Below are 19,076 nucleotides of genomic sequence, written 5' to 3' on the forward strand. Positions count from 1 at the left end.
TTTATTTATTAACAAGTATATTTTACACTTACAATCGTTGGTTTTCAATTATATGAAAGAAAATTCCGATAACAATGTACCATATCGGAATTCCCTTTTGATCTAAACTTTTCATTCTACTTGATGATATCACACTCTCATTCTTCTAATAACCCTCAGAAATAGATAATTTAAGACTTCTAAATCTAGTTCTTAAATAAATCGGGTAAAATATCATAAATGTACTGATTTACCCAATTCCACGCATGGGTTCCGCTCTCACTAACAATGAAATAAAAATTACCCTTATTCGTATCTGAGGAATAAATAAAAGTATCCTTTAGCTTCTTCATCGCTTCAATTTGAGGTACCATATTAGGATAGGCAATATCCGCGCTACCTGTAGCACAGAATAAATAATAATCCTTTGGCCCATAACCCGCATCCTTTGCCACCTTAGCAAGATACTCTGCTGTTTCCATTGCCCTGCTTTCTCCAGCAGTCTGAGCAATGGCCCAACAGTCGCCGCTTAAAGGCAAATAATACTTAAAGTAATCAAGACAGTTTATGTAAATATACCATGTAGTAACTGACCCCATAGAGAAACCACCAAAGGCTCTATGATCTCTGGATGCCTTTAAATCCTCTAAATCTGCAGATTCCGCATAAGTATGATATTTCGTTTCTACCAATGGAACAACGTCATTCATCAATTCCTCATGGAATAATGCTGTATCGTTTTTTCCACCATAAAATGTGGGGGTAACAACAATAAGAGGTTCAATATCACCCTTTGTTATCATATTGTCTAAGATTCTCTTTAACTCTTTGCTTTGTCCTGGACCACCAAAGAGGAGATTCTCATTTTCACCACCACCGTGCATTAGGTATAATACATTATACTTAGTACTCGTATCAGAAGCATCATAGCCGTAAGGTAGGTATACATTTAACTTCTTCACATCGGTACCATTATTTAAATTAGCTGCCTCGTATTCTAAGCTTTCTATTGTTCCTTGGAACTGACTTTCTGCTTTGTACTCATCTGGGAGAGCCACAAAATCCTTTTCTTTAGCAGCTTCCTCCGTTAATTTGAGTTTACCAATTGCCTCTTTTAACAGAGCATATTGTTCATCAATTTGCTTCTGGTTATCTAGATTACCGTTTAGAACTTCTTTAGCAGCGTGAATAGCATCTGTTACGATACTCTCATTTTGAAAGCGGGTTAAGTCAAGCTGCTTCGTATTATCAATCAAACTAAGAAGGTCATATGGATTGAGTCCGGTTACTGCATCTTTGGGTTTTCCGGTCAAAAGTATCTCGCCAAATTTTGAAGTATCATTCCAAGCGCTACCAGTTGAATCAAACACATTAATGGTACCAATTCTATTCGTTCCTATAGCATCATTTATCTGAAATTCAATACCAAGTACCTTTCCATTGGTGGGTGCTGCCTTTAGTGATACTCTTGTCTCAATAATATATCCACCATCCAATTTTTTAGAACTTGTATAAAAACGTTCGCCGTCACCATTATCTATGGTTTTTGAATTCTCATAATTAACTCGAAAATGCAAATCATCTACTCCATATTCCTGTGTTTTATCATTATTTTCATCTAAAAAGATTTCAAAAGAATCCTGCATATATGGAGTTTCCGATTGTGTCGATAATTCCTTGTCCTTTACTTCAGAAAGAATATATAACGCATTATCATCCCATAAGGCTTTAAAAGTAGCTGTCGTATCAACTTGATCAGATATGTATTTAGGTACCACCGCTTGGGCGTAATTCCATACTTCATCTATTTCTCCGTCGATAGAAGGTGATCCAAAATAAGCAACGCTTCTTCCACTTGAGTCAAATCCATTCTGATCTACAGAGACTTTTTCCTGCTCCGATGTTGGTTTTGGTGTTACTTCATCTACTAAAACTTTTACTGTTAACGCATCTATCTCCCCTACTCTTGTAATATCACAAGTAATTGTTGCACTTCCAACCGCAACTGCTTTTACCAATCCATTTTGATCCACCATAGCAATTGAACTATCACTGCTGCTCCACTGATAGTTTGCATCTGTGGGCATATTCTCAATCTCTAAAGTAAAGGTTTCTCCTACTTGAAGTTCTTTGTCTTCTTTCTGTACAAATGTAGGCCTGACTACATTGTTCGCTGTAGTATGATTAGATTTCGAACAAGACACGCTCGTAAAAACTATAAATGTAACTGCCACCATAAGAGGTAGACGCTTAAAAAACTTCCTTGTTGATTTCTGCAAAAATACTTCCTCCTTTATGCCTTCGAAAATTGCTATTTCGTTTTAGCAATATAATTTTATCCCTTTATAGTATGTATGTCAACATTTAACCGTTTCACTGTAAACTCATTTTTCCTACCATTGATTGTAATATAGAAGGAACCGTCACTTGTTATTATAATATAAACCCTCCACAACTTTCCCTAAAATTAAAAATCGGAGAGAGCTCCTGAATCATTGGGTTATCTGCTTTATTCTTAATTGACATTAATATCATATTCAAAGATCGTTCTGCAAATTGCTCCATAGGCTGTTGTATGGTTGTAATCGTAGGTTCTGAATAGCTGAAATATTCATTCTCCCCAAAAACTAATATCTCAATATCCTTGGGTACAGTTAAACCCACCGTTTTACAAGCCTTTAACACGCCAAAGGCATTTCTTCCATCCATAACAAAAATAGCCGTTGGTTTTTTCTCATTTGTCAAAACTTTCATCGCCGACTCATATCCACTGGTAAAATTTCGTTCTTCACAATAGGAAATGCAATTTGTGTCAATAAGGATATTCTTTTCTTTACAGGTCTCTTTAAAAGCCAACTCTATCAACTGAACGGATTTTCCTTTCGTAGATAATCCAATCAGGCCTACTATTTTATGGTTTCGCATTGAGAACAAATTGGCGCAGTTGGTCCCGGCATCGTAATAATCAATAAGAACACTGTTATATTTTTTCGTACTTCTTCCGATTAACACAATCGGTATGTCAAATTCATTCTGTTCCAAGTATTGTTGATCTTCATTTGATATCCCCCCAACTATTGCTCCATTAAAATGATTACTGTTGATAAACCGATGATGTTTTTCAAGGTTACCGAAATCATAAGGTTGCAATACAAGTTCAATATTGAGATCATTATTCTTTATTGCGTGATATAAGCCCTTTAGAAACCGAGCTAACAAATCATCCAGATATTCTTCCCTCCAAAATATCGCAATGATATACGGTGCTTCCTCTTCTGCTGATTTCCTAAGTCGCCTTGCATAGATATTCGGCTGATAATTCATTTCCTTCGCCATATCCTGAATTCGTTTTTGCGTCATTTTCGAGATTCTCATTTGATCTCCCCGTCCATTCAAAACGATAGAAACCGTTCCGGAAGATACACCAAGCTTATCTGCAATCTGTTTTATCTGCACTTTAGCAGTATTTTTTTTCATCTCCACTATGCTCCTCCAATATTTCTATTCCTAGCTTACTTATCCCATCGGAGTAAACAACTCCTCCAACTCTTCCCTGGTTAAGCTACTAATAAACACTTCCTTCGAGCTAATAATGGTATCGGAAAGCTCCTTCTTCTTCCTCTGTAGCTTATAGATTTTCTCTTCGATTGTCCCCTTGGTAATCAGCTTCATTACATGGACTTTATTCTGTTGACCGATACGATAAACACGGTCTGTTGCCTGATCTTCTACGGCTGGGTTCCACCAGGGATCATAATGAATTACGGTATCTGCTCCGGTTAGGTTGAGTCCGGTTCCTCCTGCCTTTAAAGAGATTAAGAACACCTTACCTTCACCACTGTTAAAGCGTTTAACATAATCGTTACGATCTTCGGTCGGCGTACTTCCCTCGAGATAAAAATAGTTAATATTCATATCCTTTAATTCATTTTCGATAATACGTAACATCGAGGTGAACTGGGAAAACACTAAAATCCTATGTTCATTGGCGATAGCATCTGTGATAACCTCCATCAAAAGCTCCAGTTTGCCGCTGCCGCCCTGATAATTATCAATAAAGGTCGAGGGATGGCAACAGATCTGACGAAGTCTGGTTAAGGCAGCTAAAATCCTGATTTTACTCTTCTCAAGCCCGTTCTCTTCAATCTCGGAATGAAGCTCACTTCGGATACTTTCTAGATAAGACATATAAACCAGTTTTTGTTCCTCCGACAGTTCCGTTAGCATCTTTGTCTCGTACTTATCCGGTAGCTCCGTAAGTACATCCTTCTTCATACGCCTTAAGATAAAGGGTGCAATATGCTGATGTAGTTCCTTTAAAGCTTCGTTATCCTCTTTCATAATGGGCTTTTCATATATTTCTACGAATTTAGAATGGTTATACAGATACCCCGGCATAATAAAATCAAATATAGACCACAGCTCCGATAGACTATTCTCAATCGGCGTTCCGGTTAAAGCGAATTTATGTTTTGATCTAAGGCGCTTTACCGATTTTGCATTTAAAGACGAATCATTTTTAATAAACTGAGCTTCATCAATAAATACCGTATGAAATTCAAATTTTTCATATAAGGTGATATCTCTTCGTATCAGCGGATAAGAAGTAATCAAAACATCACAATCATCGCAGGTTTCAATACTATCCTGTCTCTCCTGAGGCGTTCCGCTAACCACCTGTGCCTTAATAAAGGGAGCAAAATTCTCTAACTCATCCAACCAGTTATAGATGAGCGAAGTCGGACAAACAATCAGAAACTGTTTCCTATGATTATATATATTATCCTCTTTAGAAATTTTATTTTGTAATTTAACGCTTGATAATAAGCTATTATATGAAGCTTCATTTTGTATATCTTTATTTATCAAATCATTAATTTTTGAATCTTTCTTTCTAGATATATTATTAGTAAAGGAATCATCCTTTAGATCTTTCTCGGCTAATTCATTCTTGTCTTCTAATTCCTCTTTATCTGACACTTTGGTCACTTCTGAGGCTATATACACAATGGATTGCAGCGTTTTTCCAAGACCCATATCATCAGCCAGAATACCACCCAGTTCATTATCTGCTAAGGTTTTCAGCCATTTATATCCTGTGATCTGGTAAGGCCTTAACTGTGCCAATATCCCATTCGGTAAAGGATAGTCCGTCACGGTAGGATTTAATATCTTTTCCGTAAGGGCAGAAAAATCCCTGTCCCTAATAAATTCAAATTCCCGATCTGAGAACGCTTTATCAAGATAAACGGCATGTTGCTTTTCCAGCAACAATTTATCATTGTCCAGGTTCTTACTGCTGACATTTAAGGAATTTAATATGTGGGATACTTCACTTAAGGTCTTATCTTCCAGATTTACAAAGCTACCGTTTTTTAAACGGTAATATTTCTTCTTAACATGAAAGGAATGTAAAAGTTCCTTCAATTCCTCCTTTGGCACCTCATCAAAGGACATATCCAGTTCCAGCATATTAAGACCGGTGTTCATCCGAACTCCTGCTTTAAAGCTTCCGGGTGTTCGTATTCCCAGTTTTCTAAAATCCTCTGAGTAATAAAGACCGGCTATATCCTCCAAATCCATTACCCCACCGGCTAAAAATTCATAAATACGATCCTCATCCTTTAATATATAAAAATTCTTATAGGGTTGAAAACCCAGCTGGAGAAGCTGTGTAATGATGGTATCTTCTTTATCCCTCTGTCTTACAACGATAAATGATCCGGAAGATGCATTCTCAAAGGAATTAAATTCATATTCACCATATCTGTACTTTAATTCAGCTTTAATGCCGGATTTATATTTATCAAAATAAATTTTGGCCTCTAAGTCACAGGTGATATACCTACTCTTTAGCTCTTCCGGAACATCCAGCTCCATAGTCTCACTTATTCTTGGTAATACATACTCTAAAAAGGCGGTCTTACTTTCCCCTTTAAACAAAAGCGGCTCTTTATCCTTACCTAAACTATTATAAAAAGGTTTAAAATTACGGATAAATTTGCGATCCGGTTGATATATAATTCCGTCATAGAATAATAATTCTCCGGTTTCTGTTAGTGGAAGAACCGCATCTTTTCCTTTATAATCCACAGTAATTACTTCCTCATCCAAGGAAAGTTGATAGGATATCCTCGGATTTCCCTTTACAAAAGTTACATCGGAATATACCTTCCCATACAATTCTAACATAAAACTATTACCGTTAAGAAGGCTTAAAAACTTCATAAGCATATTCTTCGTTATAAACACCTGAGATTTAGAGAATATCTTTGAAAAATGTGTGCTGTCTATGACTTCCTGTATCTCATAAATCTCTAACAGGTAATCTAATAATACCCTAGAATTCTGATCAAATGTACTCTCACCGCTGACAAACTTAAACTCCTTACCGAGTACAAAGCTTTCATTATGATATACATCTGCTAAGAACTTTTTAATTGTCTGAATTTTATATTTACGGTTACTGCCTCCTCGTAAGGAAACCGCTGCTCTTGCGTTATCACCCTTTAAAATCGCCGGTATATTAATGATGGCCTCTAATTGGAAGGTTTCTCCTACCAATACAGAATCCTCCTGCGCTACAAAATAATCCAGTATCTGAAGTACCTTTCTCTCTTCCGGGGATTTTGTTTCGGTAAGCATTGTTCGTTCCTGATACTTTAAAATGAACAATAAAGCTGCCACTACATGCTTACAGGCACCCTGATCCTTAAGTCTGGACGGACAGTTACAGTTATAATCAAAGGAGCCGTCCTCCTGCTCTTCCACAATAACAGAATAATTATAATTACCCTTAACAATCATACGATATTGCTTGGTTGCATTCGAAAAAGTCGCATTTGTAATGCGATTGTCTTTATAATATTGCACACCTCTGGCATATACCGTATCATCGGAAGCCAAATTACGAATTCCAGTCCGTGAAATATGAATCATAAATGCACACCTTTCCTTAATTGTATCTTACTATTATACCACAATTTGAGGGAAAAGTGTAAATAATTTGTACCGTTATTAACTTTTTTAAGCTTACCCCAGTGTGTTTTCGATCAAAGAAAAACCAGAGGTGTATATGAGAATCATATAATAAAAACTTAAAATAAGTCTGTAACATAACCCATAGGAATTCTAAAACAAATCTCATAAAAATTAGTTACAAACTCATAGAAATTCATGCTTGTATTTTGACATGCTCTATATTATAATAATTTGTTAGGAACATAAGTTTACTAACATACGGGTACACTTCGGAGTGCCCGTACCGTTATGTAATGAAACAAATACTAACAACATACGGAGGTGTCTATGAAACATATTATCAGTCCGACTGATCTTACTGTTACCGAACTGAGTGAGCTACTTGACCTTGCGGAAGAAATAATAAGGGAACCGAAAAAATATTCCGATGTATGCCGAGGTAAGAAACTGGCAACCTTATTCTTTGAACCGAGCACCAGAACACGTCTTAGCTTTGAAGCCGCAATGCTTAATCTTGGCGGCAATATCTTAGGTTTCTCATCCGCTGATTCCAGTTCGGCAGCCAAAGGCGAAAGTATTGCCGATACCATTCGAGTAATTTCATCTTACGCAGATATCTGTGCTATCCGCCATCCAAAAGAAGGCGCCCCATTCGTTGCTTCTGTTCATTCAACTATTCCTGTTATCAATGCCGGAGACGGCGGTCATAATCATCCCACCCAAACCTTTACAGATTTATTAACCATTAAGAATTTAAAAGGACGCTTAGATAATCTATGCGTTGGTTTTTGTGGTGACTTAAAATTCGGTCGTACCGTACATTCCTTAATTAATGCATTGGCTCGTTATGATAACATTAAATTCATACTCATCTCACCGGATGAACTGCGGGTTCCTACCTACATCCGTAAAGAAGTATTGGAAGCAAATCAGATTGAATATCAGGAAGTTCGTAATCTGGAAGAAAGTATGCCAGAACTGGACCTCTTATATATGACAAGGGTACAGAAAGAACGTTTCTTCAATGAAGAAGACTATGTACGTTTAAAAGACACCTATATCCTGGATACTAAAAAGATGAGCTATGCAAAGCAGGATATGCTCGTACTTCATCCACTGCCCAGGGTAAATGAAATCTCAACTGAGGTGGATGATGATCCTCGGGCAGTATATTTTAAGCAGGCCGAATACGGTGTTTATGTACGTATGGCTCTAATCATGAAATTATTAGAGCTTGAAGAATAATATGATGTCTTAGAAGCATTCGTAATCAATGATTGAAGTAACCCAAATCGGGCAAATGGAGGTTAATTATGTTAAACATCGGCGTATTAAATCAGGGAATAGTCATCGATCATATCAAAGCCGGCGGTGCAATGAAAATCTATACCTATCTTAACTTAGAAAACCTTGATTGCAGTGTGGCTATTATAAAAAATGCGAAAAGCAATTTCATGGGTAAAAAAGATATTATAAAAATTGAAGGAACTTTAGACGGTATCAACCTGGATATGCTGGGAGCCTTGGATCATAAGATAACCATTAATATTATAGAAAATGGAGTTATCATTGAAAAGAAGAATCCGGACCTTCCGAAAACCGTTACCAATATTTTAAAATGCAAAAATCCCCGTTGTATCACTTCCGTAGAGCAGGGTATCCCTCATACCTTTAAACTGACGGACAGAGAAAACGGAGTATATCGCTGTGTATACTGCGAACAGGCCTTCGAAAGACGTTAATATGCATCAGTAAAAGTTATAACCTCAGGTTTTATAACATACATTTGAGGAGAAGACAATTCAAATTTAAATATAGCTACGTTATAAATTTATTCTATATACAATGGCGGGTTTGCATAACAATGCAAGCCCGCCACTGTATTGTAATTAATATCAGTAGATGTGGAAATAATTAGCATATAAAACTCATTGTTAATAACAGTAATATCCTTGGTGGATCAAAATTTAATTTTACAATCACAGAAAGCATCCTGTTTATTGATAAGCTCATAGCCATTATCAATAAAATATACGGGAGCTTTTCCTATTTTATTCTTATTTTTAATTCATTTTACTTTTGCAATATAGTAAATCATAAACTTAAGCTTATTGTGCCATTCTTTCCTTATCTAATAATTTTGTCTTTATCTCCTCGATTGTAAAACCGTATGCTTTTAGATTATTAATTTCCTCAATTTGTTTCATAGCTTCAATTCTTGGATACCTTCTAACCAATCTGCTTTCAAGCTGTTGAAAAGGTAATAATCCTTCTTCTGTATAATACTTTAATGTACTATACCTCATGCCGGATATTAAAACCAATTCCCCTATAGTTATTAATTCTGAATGTTTTATTTTCTCAATACTTCTTGGCTTTGACATATAAGATCCCTATCCTATCGAGCTAATTAGATCACCTATTACCGTAATAGCTGATAATGCTTCAATATCTTTCATAGCTTTTTTAATAATTTTAAATGTATCAGTAGCTTTACTTTCATATACCATTTCCATCTTTTCTACTAAACTTTTATATTCATAATCAGAGAAATAAGACGTTAGCATTTTATTAGAATCCATTAGAAGAACAAGATACATCGTATTCTCATCTATATTTCCTTCCTCCAAAAGTTCTGCTCTAATCTTTTGAATCATCATGTCTCCGATATTCATATAATCTGAATAATCTTTCTTGGAAGAGCTTCCTATCACTTCGATGGCCTGCTTTTTTATAATGCTATCTACTACAGCGTTGAATATATTATTTCGTAATTTTGTATGAGTATAAAAATACTCCATCCAGCTCCTTATACTCCTTGTTTTTTTTGATTTGATTTTATCTAAAACATCATCATAATATTGTATACCCGTTAACTTTGGATTTTTCATTATTAATTGACTATTTTCATCAATTTTGATATGATCCATTAACACAAGCTCTATGATAATGGAGACCATCGTGTATAATTTACTGTTTCCTATTTTTATTTTCGGTTTTTTCACCAGTTTCTTTCCAATCAGTTCCATAAAAACAAATTCTTCAGTAATTGATAAATCGATACCCTTTACTATCACAGCACTTACCCCTTTCTATAATGGTAATACTTATTAACCCATTTATTACTTTCAAATTAATTTATGTTACCACACATTTTATTTACATTTATTCCTTGTTACTTACTACTTATCACTTATCTCTTATCTCTTATCTCTTATCTCTTATCTCTTATTACTTATTATATGTAAATATTTTCTATTTGTAAACAATCCTTCTATTTTTATTTATCCTTTTATAGTTACATAATTCGACATAGATAAATGAAAAAACTTTTATAATGATAGCAAGCTACTATAACCATAGAATACCAAAGAATATGTAATTGGATCAGTAAGGATTCAGGCAGAATTATCGGTTGCAAACAGTTATTAAAATGAAATTGCAAATGTAATATCTATAAATTGAAGATATAAGCACATCAAATAGACGTGACAAGTCTCTGTCACGTCTATTTGATATCAGTTAAATAAATCTACTTTACTCTGATAGATGTATTATTTAAAACAATCCGGTTATCTTTCCGTTATCATCCACATCGATTCCTTCTGCCGCCGGAACTTTCGGTAATCCGGGCATTGTCATAACCGTACCGGTGATTGCTACCACAAAACCTGCTCCTGCTGATACATAAACCTCTCTGATGTTAATTAAGAATCCGGAGGGTCGTCCCAGTTTCGTAGGGTCATCGGAAAGAGAATATTGGTTTTTTGCCATACAGATCGGTAAATCCTTATAACCTAAGGCTTCAATCATTCTGATAGCACTTTCAGCAGATGGTTCATAGGTTACCCCATCGGCTCCATAGATTTCTTTGGCAATTATACTGATTTTCTCCTTGATTGGTAATTCGACAGGGTATAGTGGCTGATAGTTGCTTTCCTTATGCTCTATCGTTGACAATACCTTCTTCGCTAATTCGATACCGCCCTCTCCGCCTTTTTCCCATACCTCACTCAAGGCAAATTCACAGTTTCTATTTTCACAGAATTCTTTCACAAAGTTAAGTTCTGCATCTGTATCCGATATAAATCTATTTAATGTTACTACTACCGGTACCCCGAACTTTTGAACATTCTCTATGTGCTTTTCGAGATTTACAATACCTTTTTTTAAGGCAAGCAGATTTTCATTCGAAAGCTCTGTTTTGGGTACACCACCGTTATATTTTAACGCTCTTACCGTTGCAACCAATACAACTGCATCCGGTTTTAGTCCCGCCATTCTGCACTTGATATCTAAGAACTTCTCAGCTCCCAGATCTGCACCAAAACCTGCTTCCGTTACTACCACATCCGCCAGCTTAAGTGCTGTCTTCGTTGCTCTGACACTGTTGCAACCATGGGCGATATTAGCAAAGGGTCCACCATGGACAATGGCAGGAGTATTCTCAACGGTTTGAATTATATTAGGTTTCAAAGCATCTTTTAGTAAAGCTGCCATAGATCCCACCGCATTTAACTGCTTTGCAGTCACAGGTTCTCCGTCATAGGTATAGGCAACCACCATTCGTCCCAGGCGATCCTTCAAATCCTTCATATTATCAGCAAGACATAGAACAGCCATAATTTCTGAAGCTACGGTGATGATAAAATGATCCTCTCGAACAACACCGTCTGCTTTGCGGCCCAAACCTACTACAATATTTCTTAAAACCCTGTCATTCATGTCCACACAGCGTTTCCATACAATTTGGTTTGTATCAATATTTAAACTATTACCTTGTTGTATATGGTTATCAAGCATAGCAGCCAAAAGATTATTCGCCGAGGTGATAGCATGAAAATCACCGGTAAAATGTAAATTCAAATCCTCCATCGGAACTACCTGGGCATAACCTCCGCCGGCTGCTCCGCCTTTGATTCCAAAGCAAGGTCCCAGAGATGGTTCTCTAAGAGCTATGACCGACTTTATATTCATAAGACCAAGGGCCTGTCCAAGACCTACTGTTGTAGTGGTCTTACCCTCTCCGGCAGGCGTAGGATTAATTGCTGTTACCAAAACCAACTTTCCGTCAGGATTATCTTTTACTTTATCCCATAGTTCATCCGAAAGCTTTGCTTTATACTTACCGTAATACTCCAGATCCTCTTCCAGGATATTTAGCTTTGCTGCCACTTCTTTAATCGGTTTTAGTATTGCCTCCTGAGCAATGATAATATCTGATTTCATTCGTGTACCTGCCTTTCTTTCTATTCCCTTATGCTAGCTATTATTCGCTATTCATTTACACTTTCTAATCCTTTACACTCTTCTATTCCTTTATTAGGCTTATCAATATCCCAAATATCAATTTCACTAAATTTATTATATCTATTACGGATAGAGTGTCTATAAGAGATAACCCCTGCCTGATTAAATGGCTGATTATTGTAATATATCCACATACAGTTAATATTGTAACATAATGTTTGTATTTATCAAGACAGAAAATCCAATCACAGAGTATAAATTCTAGTGCAGCTATCATAAGGATAATACAAGAAGATAAATCTTTATTCACATAATATTGAGAATTTCTATCCATTAATTTCAATAACATCAACAAATATACATTAATTTCGTTAATTTGTAAATTTATAGTAATTTGTATGGCTTTATCCTCAAGTTTTTATTATTTTAAACGGGTTTCCCAAAAAATCACTTGCGTTAATGAAAGTTACGAGTATATACTTACTAATATAATATCTTAAATCTTTATTCAATAAAATCGATAACTAAAAAGTAGGTTTAGTACTGACGCAGTGGATGGTTTGCCATAAGGCTAATTGATACATATACATGGTAATTACATATTAGAAAGGAAGTATCTCATGAAATACAATACAGTCATCTTTGATCTGGACGGAACCCTATTAAATACTCTGGATGATTTACGTGATAGCCTAAATGAAATATTAGTTCAAAAAGGCTTTCCATCCCAAAGTTATGATGAAGTGAAACGTTATGTTGGTAATGGCGTAAGAAATTTAATACGTCAATCTATTCCGACGTCTTGCAGTGAAGATGAAGTAACCTTATACCTTGAAGAATTTAAAGAAAATTACAGAAATAATATGCAGAACAAAACCCGGCCATATAACGGTATCATGGAGCTGCTATTAGATTTACATCGTTATAATTATAAAATGGCTATTGTTTCTAATAAATATGATACCGCTGTTAAATCCCTGGCAAAAACTTATTTTGGTACCATAATACCGGTCGCAATCGGTGAAACTGCCCAAATTAAAAGAAAACCTGCTCCTGATAGTGTATTTACCGCAGTGAAAGAATTAGGCTCCGAACTTAAAAATACAATCTTTGTTGGTGATTCAGAAACAGATATAATGACAGCTAAAAATGCCGGCATTCCCTGTATCGGTGTAACCTGGGGCTTCCGTTGTCGTGAAGTTCTAAGAAAAACCGGTGCCGACTATCTGATTGATACCCCAAAAGAATTACTTACATTGATTTAAATAAAGATCATTTCATATTTATTACTATAGGGAAGCTATGATGTGCCTAAGGTATAAATTTACGAGATTAATATCTGAGCATTGATATAGCATCCTGGCTCCAACAACATCCTCTATTTCATTAAATAATAAGTCTCCCTCTGCTCCTATGAGGAAATCAATTCCTACAAGTCCAATATCAAATTGATCTATGATACTATGGACCAGTTGTTTCTCTTCTTCTTTTAAATCATATAATCGTACCTCGCTCCCTAAGGAATAATTAGCTTTAAAGCCCTCCCTGGCTGTGCGAAGTACAGCAGCCACAATAACATCTCCAATCACATAAACTCTCAGATCCTGTTTACGTCCTTCTATATAAGGCTGAATCACGACATCGGATTTACCAATACCTTTCATAATTCTATCTATTGCAACACTTTTACTAGGATCATATAAAAACACCTGGCTACCCCCATGCCCATCCACTGCTTTGATTACAGATAGCTCCTGTAGGTTATTTAACCTATCCTCTAACTGTGAATTCAGACAGAAGTTTGAATTTACCATGGGTATTCCGGTCTTCGCCAGATATTGATATGTCTTTGCTTTATCATTACAGATTTCCGATAAAAAAGAGCTGTTAAACACCTTGATACCCATATATTCTAACTGTTTGCTAAGTAAAGGATAAATTGCTCTACAGATCACAAAGTCAGGATAATCAACAATCTCCCCCCGGTATCTTAGAAACCATTCATTCTGCCAAACTCCAAAATCCAGCTCCTCAACCAGAATAAGCTTGACATCAACGTCAAGCTTTTTACCTTCTTCTATATAGAAATTAATATAATTTTGATTATAAAGAGCTCCCTCTGTAAAATAGATAATCCATGCCTTCATCAACGCACCGCTTTCATTCCTCAAATAAAATGTTATTTATCAATCAAGTGTTTATTATGTTTTTATGAATATGTTCTATGATTGCATCTGCAGCATTAATCCCCGTACAGTCATAGATATTCTTAAAATGTGCATTGGAATTCACTTCACATACCAATAGCTCATCCTTATCACCGAACAAAAGATCTACACCAGCAAAATCCAGACCGATAATCTCACAGCACCTGACAGCCAGCTCACTTTGCTCTTTCGTAGGAACATAGGGCTTCATCTTACCGCCGATCGAGAGATTTGCTCTAAAATCCCCATTCTCTGAAAACCTTAGCATACCAGCAATTACTTTGTTGCCTACCACCTGTAAACGTATATCCCTTCCGAAGCTGGTTTCAATGTATTCTTGAAATATAACAGGTCTTGTTCCTGTCAAGGTCATCGTGTTTAATAACTCTTCCCACGTCCTAACCAGATGCACTTGCTGGCCAAAGGATCCAAACACTTCCTTAACAACCATAGAAAATCCCAGTTTTTCAACCACTGCCTTTAGAAAATCATAATTCGTATAGCCTATATTATCAAAGGTTTTTGGTGCTATGACAGTTCTTGGCATTCTTATGCCGGCTCCCATTAATTTCAGGTGAGTCAGGGACTTATCATCACATATACCGATGGCTTGTGATGAGTTAAAAACCGGATATCCCATTTGTTCGAGATAATGTGCTAACTTAGTATCCTTGTCCCAAAATAAGATAAAATCTACACTCTTATCTAGCTTCCCAATCGGTAAATCGATTAATATTTGTGCATTGGTTCTAAGCTGTAAGCTAATACCCTTTGAACTTGCAGCCTCAAGAAGCCAGGAATGAATTTCATTGAATTTATTTTGATTTAGAAATTCGTTTACTACAAGCCATCCGGTCATATCTTTATACTCCTGTAATTCTATCATTTAATTTCTACTATTTGCTATAAAACAATTATCATCTTCATTAAAGTAAAATATTATGATCTCATTGATTACCTACATAAAAAATCAGTTTTTTAGTAGCTTTCCAATTATGTCCTATTTTGCGACACACAACACATATATAGCATTGGTTTGATCATGTTTTTTTATAGTTGACTAATATATAAAATCATTTGTAAGTATCTCAGGTGAACATAATCATATTATGTATTAATACTCCTCCAAGTATTGTTCAAACTGCTCCGATGACATTAAAACCTTTCTGGGTTTCGTTCCCTCTTCCGGGCCAACCACCCCTGCCTCTGCCAGCTGGTCCATTATTCTGGCAGCACGATTAAAGCCTATCTTATAGACTCTCTGTAGCATTCCGATGGATGCTTTATCCTTTTCAATAATGAATTTACCTGCCTCTGCAAAATATTCATCCCTGTCATTACCGCCACCGATACCACTTCCACCATCCGAAGGTCTTGCATTGGTGATTTTCTCTTTAATATCCTCGCTGTACTGTGCTTCGTTATTATTCTTTTTAAGAAATTCAACCACAGAGCTTACTTCCTTATCGGAAATAAATGCACCCTGAATACGAACCGGCTTCGGATAACCGGAAGGGAAGAATAACATATCACCCTTACCAAGAAGCTTCTCGGCTCCGGATCCGTCAAGAATGGTTCTGGAATCAATGGCTGAGGATACAGCAAAAGCTATTCTTGAGGGTATGTTTGCCTTAATCAAACCAGTGATAACATTGACGGAGGGCCTCTGGGTAGCTATGATAAGATGTAATCCTGCCGCTCTCGCCATCTGTGCAAGACGGCAAATAGCATCTTCCACTTCACCGGGAGCTACCATCATAAGATCCGCAAGCTCATCGATAATAATTACAATTTGAGGCAGCTTCTGATAATTTTCATCATTCAGATAAGCTACTTCAGCCACTTTGTCATTATAACCCTTTAAATCCCTAACTCCCACATCAGCAAATTTCTTATAACGTTCTGTCATTTCCATAACTGCCCAGGACAGAGCTGCCGAAGCCTTCTTAGGATCGGTAACTACCGGAATTAAAAGATGAGGGATTCCATTATAAACATTTAACTCTACCACCTTAGGATCTACCATGATAAGACGTACATCCGAAGGGTTCGATTTATATAAAATACTCATAATCAAGGTGTTGATACAGACGGATTTACCGGATCCGGTAGCACCGGCTATCAGAAGATGGGGCATTTTCGCAATATCGGTTATAATCGTCTGTCCTCCAATATCTTTACCAACTCCAAATGCAATATCGGAGGGATGTTCTTGAAATTCTTTGCTTTCTATTAAATCTCTAAAGCTAACCATGGAATTTTCTTTGTTAGGAACCTCAATTCCGACAGCTGCTTTTCCGGGAATTGGAGCCTCTATTCTAACATCTGCCGCTGCCAGATTAAGCTTTATATCATCCGCTAAACTGGTTATCTTACTAACCTTTACCCCTTGCTCCGGTTGAAGCTCATATCTGGTTACGGCAGGCCCACAGCTAACATTGGTTATCGTAACATGAACTCCAAAGCTCTCTAAGGTATTCTGAAGTTTAATTGCTGTTTCTTTTAAACTTCGGTCCGACATTTTCCCGGAACTTTTTCCTTTCACACTATTTAACAGATTAACCGGTGGAAAGATATATTCCTTTTGCTCTGCTACTTGTTTGATGTCTAATTGTTCTATGCTTGTAGAATCACTAGACGTATCATTACCTTTAACCTTTTTCACAGAACCGGATTGTACTACATCAGTGTCCTGTGATGTAATTGGTTCCTCTTCCGGCACAACATTTACCAAATCTCCTTCTGCACCAAACTTGCTTCGAAGCTCATCTTCATAATTGGGAACGGTAACTGTCTTATCCGTTTCATTAAAGTCATTCATCTGCAGCTCTGTCTCTTTCTCATCTTGATTTTGAAACAGATGATCCAGATTTGAAATCGGTATATCTTCATTTTTTAGTGATTTATTCTTTTCTTTTCTTTCCTTAAAATTAATGATATGACCGGTTTTTCCTGCTTCCGAAGAAGCATTTCCATCTAAGACAAAAGTCTTTGGTGGCCTTCTGCCTGAGCCATTTTCATTCTCCTTACCGTTCGAAGCTTCATATTGTTCTTTCTTTAATCGCTGGTATTCTAAGCGTTCCTCTAAGGTATGTTTACTTTTTTTTGCAACATAAGTTAATATCGCTTTTCCGCTGATTACTATAATGCAGATTAACATAACAGCAATTATAATTATGTAAGCACCCAGTACATCGAATAAACCACCCAGTATCATTACCAGAATACCTCCGATGATACCACCGCCGTTTCGCCCCTCCATAGCCAGATTATAATAATCAAAAATCCTTAAATCTTTATTATATGAAGTAGCTATTAATTGAATTAATCCGGTTAAGACAACAAAAAATACAATTGCACTTAAGATTTTTCTGCCTGCAGACCGATTACCAAAGTTTGATAGATGGAATGCAGTTCCGAAAAAGAGTATAAAGGGTAAAAGATAAGCCTCTAAGCCTATCATTCCAAATACAAATCCGCTTACATATCGTCCTACCGGACCTATTAAATTAAAATTACTTAAAAACAGCAATACGGATACAACTAAGGCTACGACTAGTATAATCTCATCCTGCAACGCGCCGCTTTCTTTGATTGTTTCCTTCTTTTTTACTGTTTGTTTTCTATTCGTTTGTTTATTATTTGATTTCTTCGGTTTACGTTTGGAAGCCATCTGCATCCTCCTCGAATACTTAGATTATTTTCGTGACGCTATAAGAAAAAATGTCCGCTAAGTGCAATAAGTCCGATTGCAAAGCAATAATAAGCGAAGTACTTAAACTTCTTACCGCGAACAATTACCAGCATGGTCTTAATGCTAATATAACCAACAACCGCTGCTACCAAGGTACCAACAATATATCCTGTTATCTCACTTTTGTTTACCAAGTCCATGGAAAAATCTTTCATTTCATAAACAACGGCTCCAAGAACTGCCGGTATCGACATGATAAACGAATATTTTACAGCAAAGGTACGATCAAAACCACTTAACAAACCGGCCGTTATGGTAGTACCAGATCTAGAGATGCCCGGCAGAGTCGCTACACCCTGAGCAATCCCCAGAAATAATGCATTCTTATAACTTGCTGTTTCTTCTGTTTTCTGTCCGGTATGTACCCTGTCAGCAATTGTAAGAAGTATCGCGGTAAATATCAAACTTAATCCCGGAACTAACAGAGTTTTTCCTGCCTCCTCAATCGCATTGTTGAAGACAACGCCTATGATCCCCGTAGGTATCGTTGATACGATTACCAGCAGTACAAATCTGCGATAGGGTGTTGTAATAACATTTTTATATGTAACCTTATCCTTACTGAATAGATTCCTTATAAAGCGTCTTGTATTTATCAGAGAATCTCCGATAATCTTAAATCCTTCTGTTATTAAATCCAGGATATCCTTCCAGAATACCACAAAGATAGCTACCATCGTTCCAAAGTGCAGCATAACATCAAATAATAAGCCGGTATCCATATTGAGATTTAAAATTTGTTTCATAATAGCCAAATGACCTGAACTACTAATCGGTAAAAATTCAGCCAGACCCTGTACCAGGCCCATAAGTATTGATTCTAATAAGTCCATGCTAATGCCCCCCCAAATTCCATATATAATATTTAAATTCGAAAATCTTTCGTATCACACAAAATTGATAAT

General features: G+C 36.4%; 13 protein-coding genes. 3 read left to right on the top strand and 10 right to left on the bottom strand.

Annotated features, from left to right (window positions below; genetic code table 11):
- Window positions 1–185 precede the first annotated feature (185 nt).
- The 3 genes from I5677_RS15295 to I5677_RS15305 all read right to left on the bottom strand — a co-directional run bounded on the left by I5677_RS15295 (window position 186) and on the right by I5677_RS15305 (window position 6,918).
- Complete coding sequence (locus I5677_RS15295) at window positions 186–2,258, bottom strand: sugar-binding protein (RefSeq protein ID WP_243456620.1); 2,073 nt, start codon at window positions 2,256–2,258, stop codon at window positions 186–188.
- A gap of 154 nt (window positions 2,259–2,412) precedes the next feature.
- The gene (locus tag I5677_RS15300; protein ID WP_243456624.1) at window positions 2,413–3,456 is read right to left on the bottom strand and encodes a LacI family DNA-binding transcriptional regulator; all 1,044 of its coding nucleotides are present in this window, start codon (window positions 3,454–3,456) and stop codon (window positions 2,413–2,415) included.
- 39 nt (window positions 3,457–3,495) lie between these two features.
- Entirely contained in the window at window positions 3,496–6,918 is a 3,423-nt protein-coding gene (locus I5677_RS15305; protein WP_197662524.1) for a DEAD/DEAH box helicase, read from the bottom strand.
- A gap of 369 nt (window positions 6,919–7,287) precedes the next feature.
- On the opposite strand from I5677_RS15305, the gene pyrB reads away from it, so the two are divergent.
- Both pyrB and I5677_RS15315 read left to right on the top strand, forming a co-directional pair.
- Window positions 7,288–8,205 (top strand): aspartate carbamoyltransferase, encoded by a 918-nt coding sequence (gene pyrB / locus I5677_RS15310; protein ID WP_197662525.1) that lies wholly within the window; start codon window positions 7,288–7,290, stop codon window positions 8,203–8,205.
- Between the two features lie 68 nt (window positions 8,206–8,273).
- On the top strand, window positions 8,274–8,702 hold the full coding sequence (locus I5677_RS15315; protein WP_197662526.1) for an aspartate carbamoyltransferase regulatory subunit: 429 nt from the start codon (window positions 8,274–8,276) through the stop codon (window positions 8,700–8,702).
- 366 nt (window positions 8,703–9,068) lie between these two features.
- Here the strand turns inward: I5677_RS15315 and I5677_RS15320 are convergent, their stop codons facing one another.
- From I5677_RS15320 to I5677_RS15330, 3 genes are all read right to left on the bottom strand, one after another.
- On the bottom strand, window positions 9,069–9,344 hold the full coding sequence (locus tag I5677_RS15320; protein WP_197662527.1) for a MerR family transcriptional regulator: 276 nt from the start codon (window positions 9,342–9,344) through the stop codon (window positions 9,069–9,071).
- A 9-nt stretch (window positions 9,345–9,353) separates the two neighbouring features.
- Window positions 9,354–10,037 (bottom strand): GPP34 family phosphoprotein, encoded by a 684-nt coding sequence (locus I5677_RS15325; RefSeq protein ID WP_197662528.1) that lies wholly within the window; start codon window positions 10,035–10,037, stop codon window positions 9,354–9,356.
- Window positions 10,038–10,518: 481 nt separating this feature from the next.
- Window positions 10,519–12,189 (bottom strand): formate--tetrahydrofolate ligase, encoded by a 1,671-nt coding sequence (locus I5677_RS15330; RefSeq protein ID WP_197662529.1) that lies wholly within the window; start codon window positions 12,187–12,189, stop codon window positions 10,519–10,521.
- A gap of 641 nt (window positions 12,190–12,830) precedes the next feature.
- Between I5677_RS15330 and I5677_RS15335 the strand changes: the two genes are divergently transcribed.
- Window positions 12,831–13,475 (top strand): HAD family hydrolase, encoded by a 645-nt coding sequence (locus I5677_RS15335; protein WP_197662530.1) that lies wholly within the window; start codon window positions 12,831–12,833, stop codon window positions 13,473–13,475.
- A 24-nt stretch (window positions 13,476–13,499) separates the two neighbouring features.
- On the opposite strand, the gene I5677_RS15340 is transcribed toward I5677_RS15335, so the two are convergent.
- The 4 genes from I5677_RS15340 to I5677_RS15355 all read right to left on the bottom strand — a co-directional run bounded on the left by I5677_RS15340 (window position 13,500) and on the right by I5677_RS15355 (window position 19,004).
- Window positions 13,500–14,357, bottom strand: coding sequence for an ATP-grasp domain-containing protein (locus tag I5677_RS15340; protein WP_197662531.1), 858 nt, complete (start codon window positions 14,355–14,357; stop codon window positions 13,500–13,502).
- A 43-nt stretch (window positions 14,358–14,400) separates the two neighbouring features.
- Entirely contained in the window at window positions 14,401–15,303 is a 903-nt protein-coding gene (locus I5677_RS15345; RefSeq protein ID WP_243456621.1) for an ATP-grasp domain-containing protein, read from the bottom strand.
- A gap of 228 nt (window positions 15,304–15,531) precedes the next feature.
- Window positions 15,532–18,090, bottom strand: coding sequence for an FtsK/SpoIIIE family DNA translocase (locus I5677_RS15350; RefSeq protein ID WP_197662532.1), 2,559 nt, complete (start codon window positions 18,088–18,090; stop codon window positions 15,532–15,534).
- A gap of 38 nt (window positions 18,091–18,128) precedes the next feature.
- On the bottom strand, window positions 18,129–19,004 hold the full coding sequence (locus I5677_RS15355; RefSeq protein ID WP_197662533.1) for an undecaprenyl-diphosphate phosphatase: 876 nt from the start codon (window positions 19,002–19,004) through the stop codon (window positions 18,129–18,131).
- Window positions 19,005–19,076 lie beyond the last annotated feature (72 nt).

It is taken from the genome of Mobilitalea sibirica, from assembly GCF_015999265.1.
Taxonomy (GTDB): Bacteria; Bacillota; Clostridia; order Lachnospirales; family Lachnospiraceae; genus Mobilitalea; species Mobilitalea sibirica.

Excerpts from the sequence above, each read along its gene's own strand:
- I5677_RS15320 (WP_197662527.1), bottom strand. The coding sequence starts at position 9,344 with ATGTCAAAGCCAAGAAGTATTGAGAAAATAAAACATTCAGAATTAATA.
- I5677_RS15305 (WP_197662524.1), bottom strand. The coding sequence starts at position 6,918 with ATGATTCATATTTCACGGACTGGAATTCGTAATTTGGCTTCCGATGAT.
- I5677_RS15350 (WP_197662532.1), bottom strand. The coding sequence starts at position 18,090 with ATGGCTTCCAAACGTAAACCGAAGAAATCAAATAATAAACAAACGAAT.
- I5677_RS15300 (WP_243456624.1), bottom strand. The coding sequence starts at position 3,456 with ATGAAAAAAAATACTGCTAAAGTGCAGATAAAACAGATTGCAGATAAG.
- I5677_RS15330 (WP_197662529.1), bottom strand. The coding sequence starts at position 12,189 with ATGAAATCAGATATTATCATTGCTCAGGAGGCAATACTAAAACCGATT.
- I5677_RS15355 (WP_197662533.1), bottom strand. The coding sequence starts at position 19,004 with ATGGACTTATTAGAATCAATACTTATGGGCCTGGTACAGGGTCTGGCT.
- I5677_RS15335 (WP_197662530.1), top strand. The coding sequence starts at position 12,831 with ATGAAATACAATACAGTCATCTTTGATCTGGACGGAACCCTATTAAAT.
- I5677_RS15315 (WP_197662526.1), top strand. The coding sequence starts at position 8,274 with ATGTTAAACATCGGCGTATTAAATCAGGGAATAGTCATCGATCATATC.
- I5677_RS15340 (WP_197662531.1), bottom strand. The coding sequence starts at position 14,357 with ATGAAGGCATGGATTATCTATTTTACAGAGGGAGCTCTTTATAATCAA.
- pyrB (WP_197662525.1), top strand. The coding sequence starts at position 7,288 with ATGAAACATATTATCAGTCCGACTGATCTTACTGTTACCGAACTGAGT.
- I5677_RS15345 (WP_243456621.1), bottom strand. The coding sequence starts at position 15,303 with ATGATAGAATTACAGGAGTATAAAGATATGACCGGATGGCTTGTAGTA.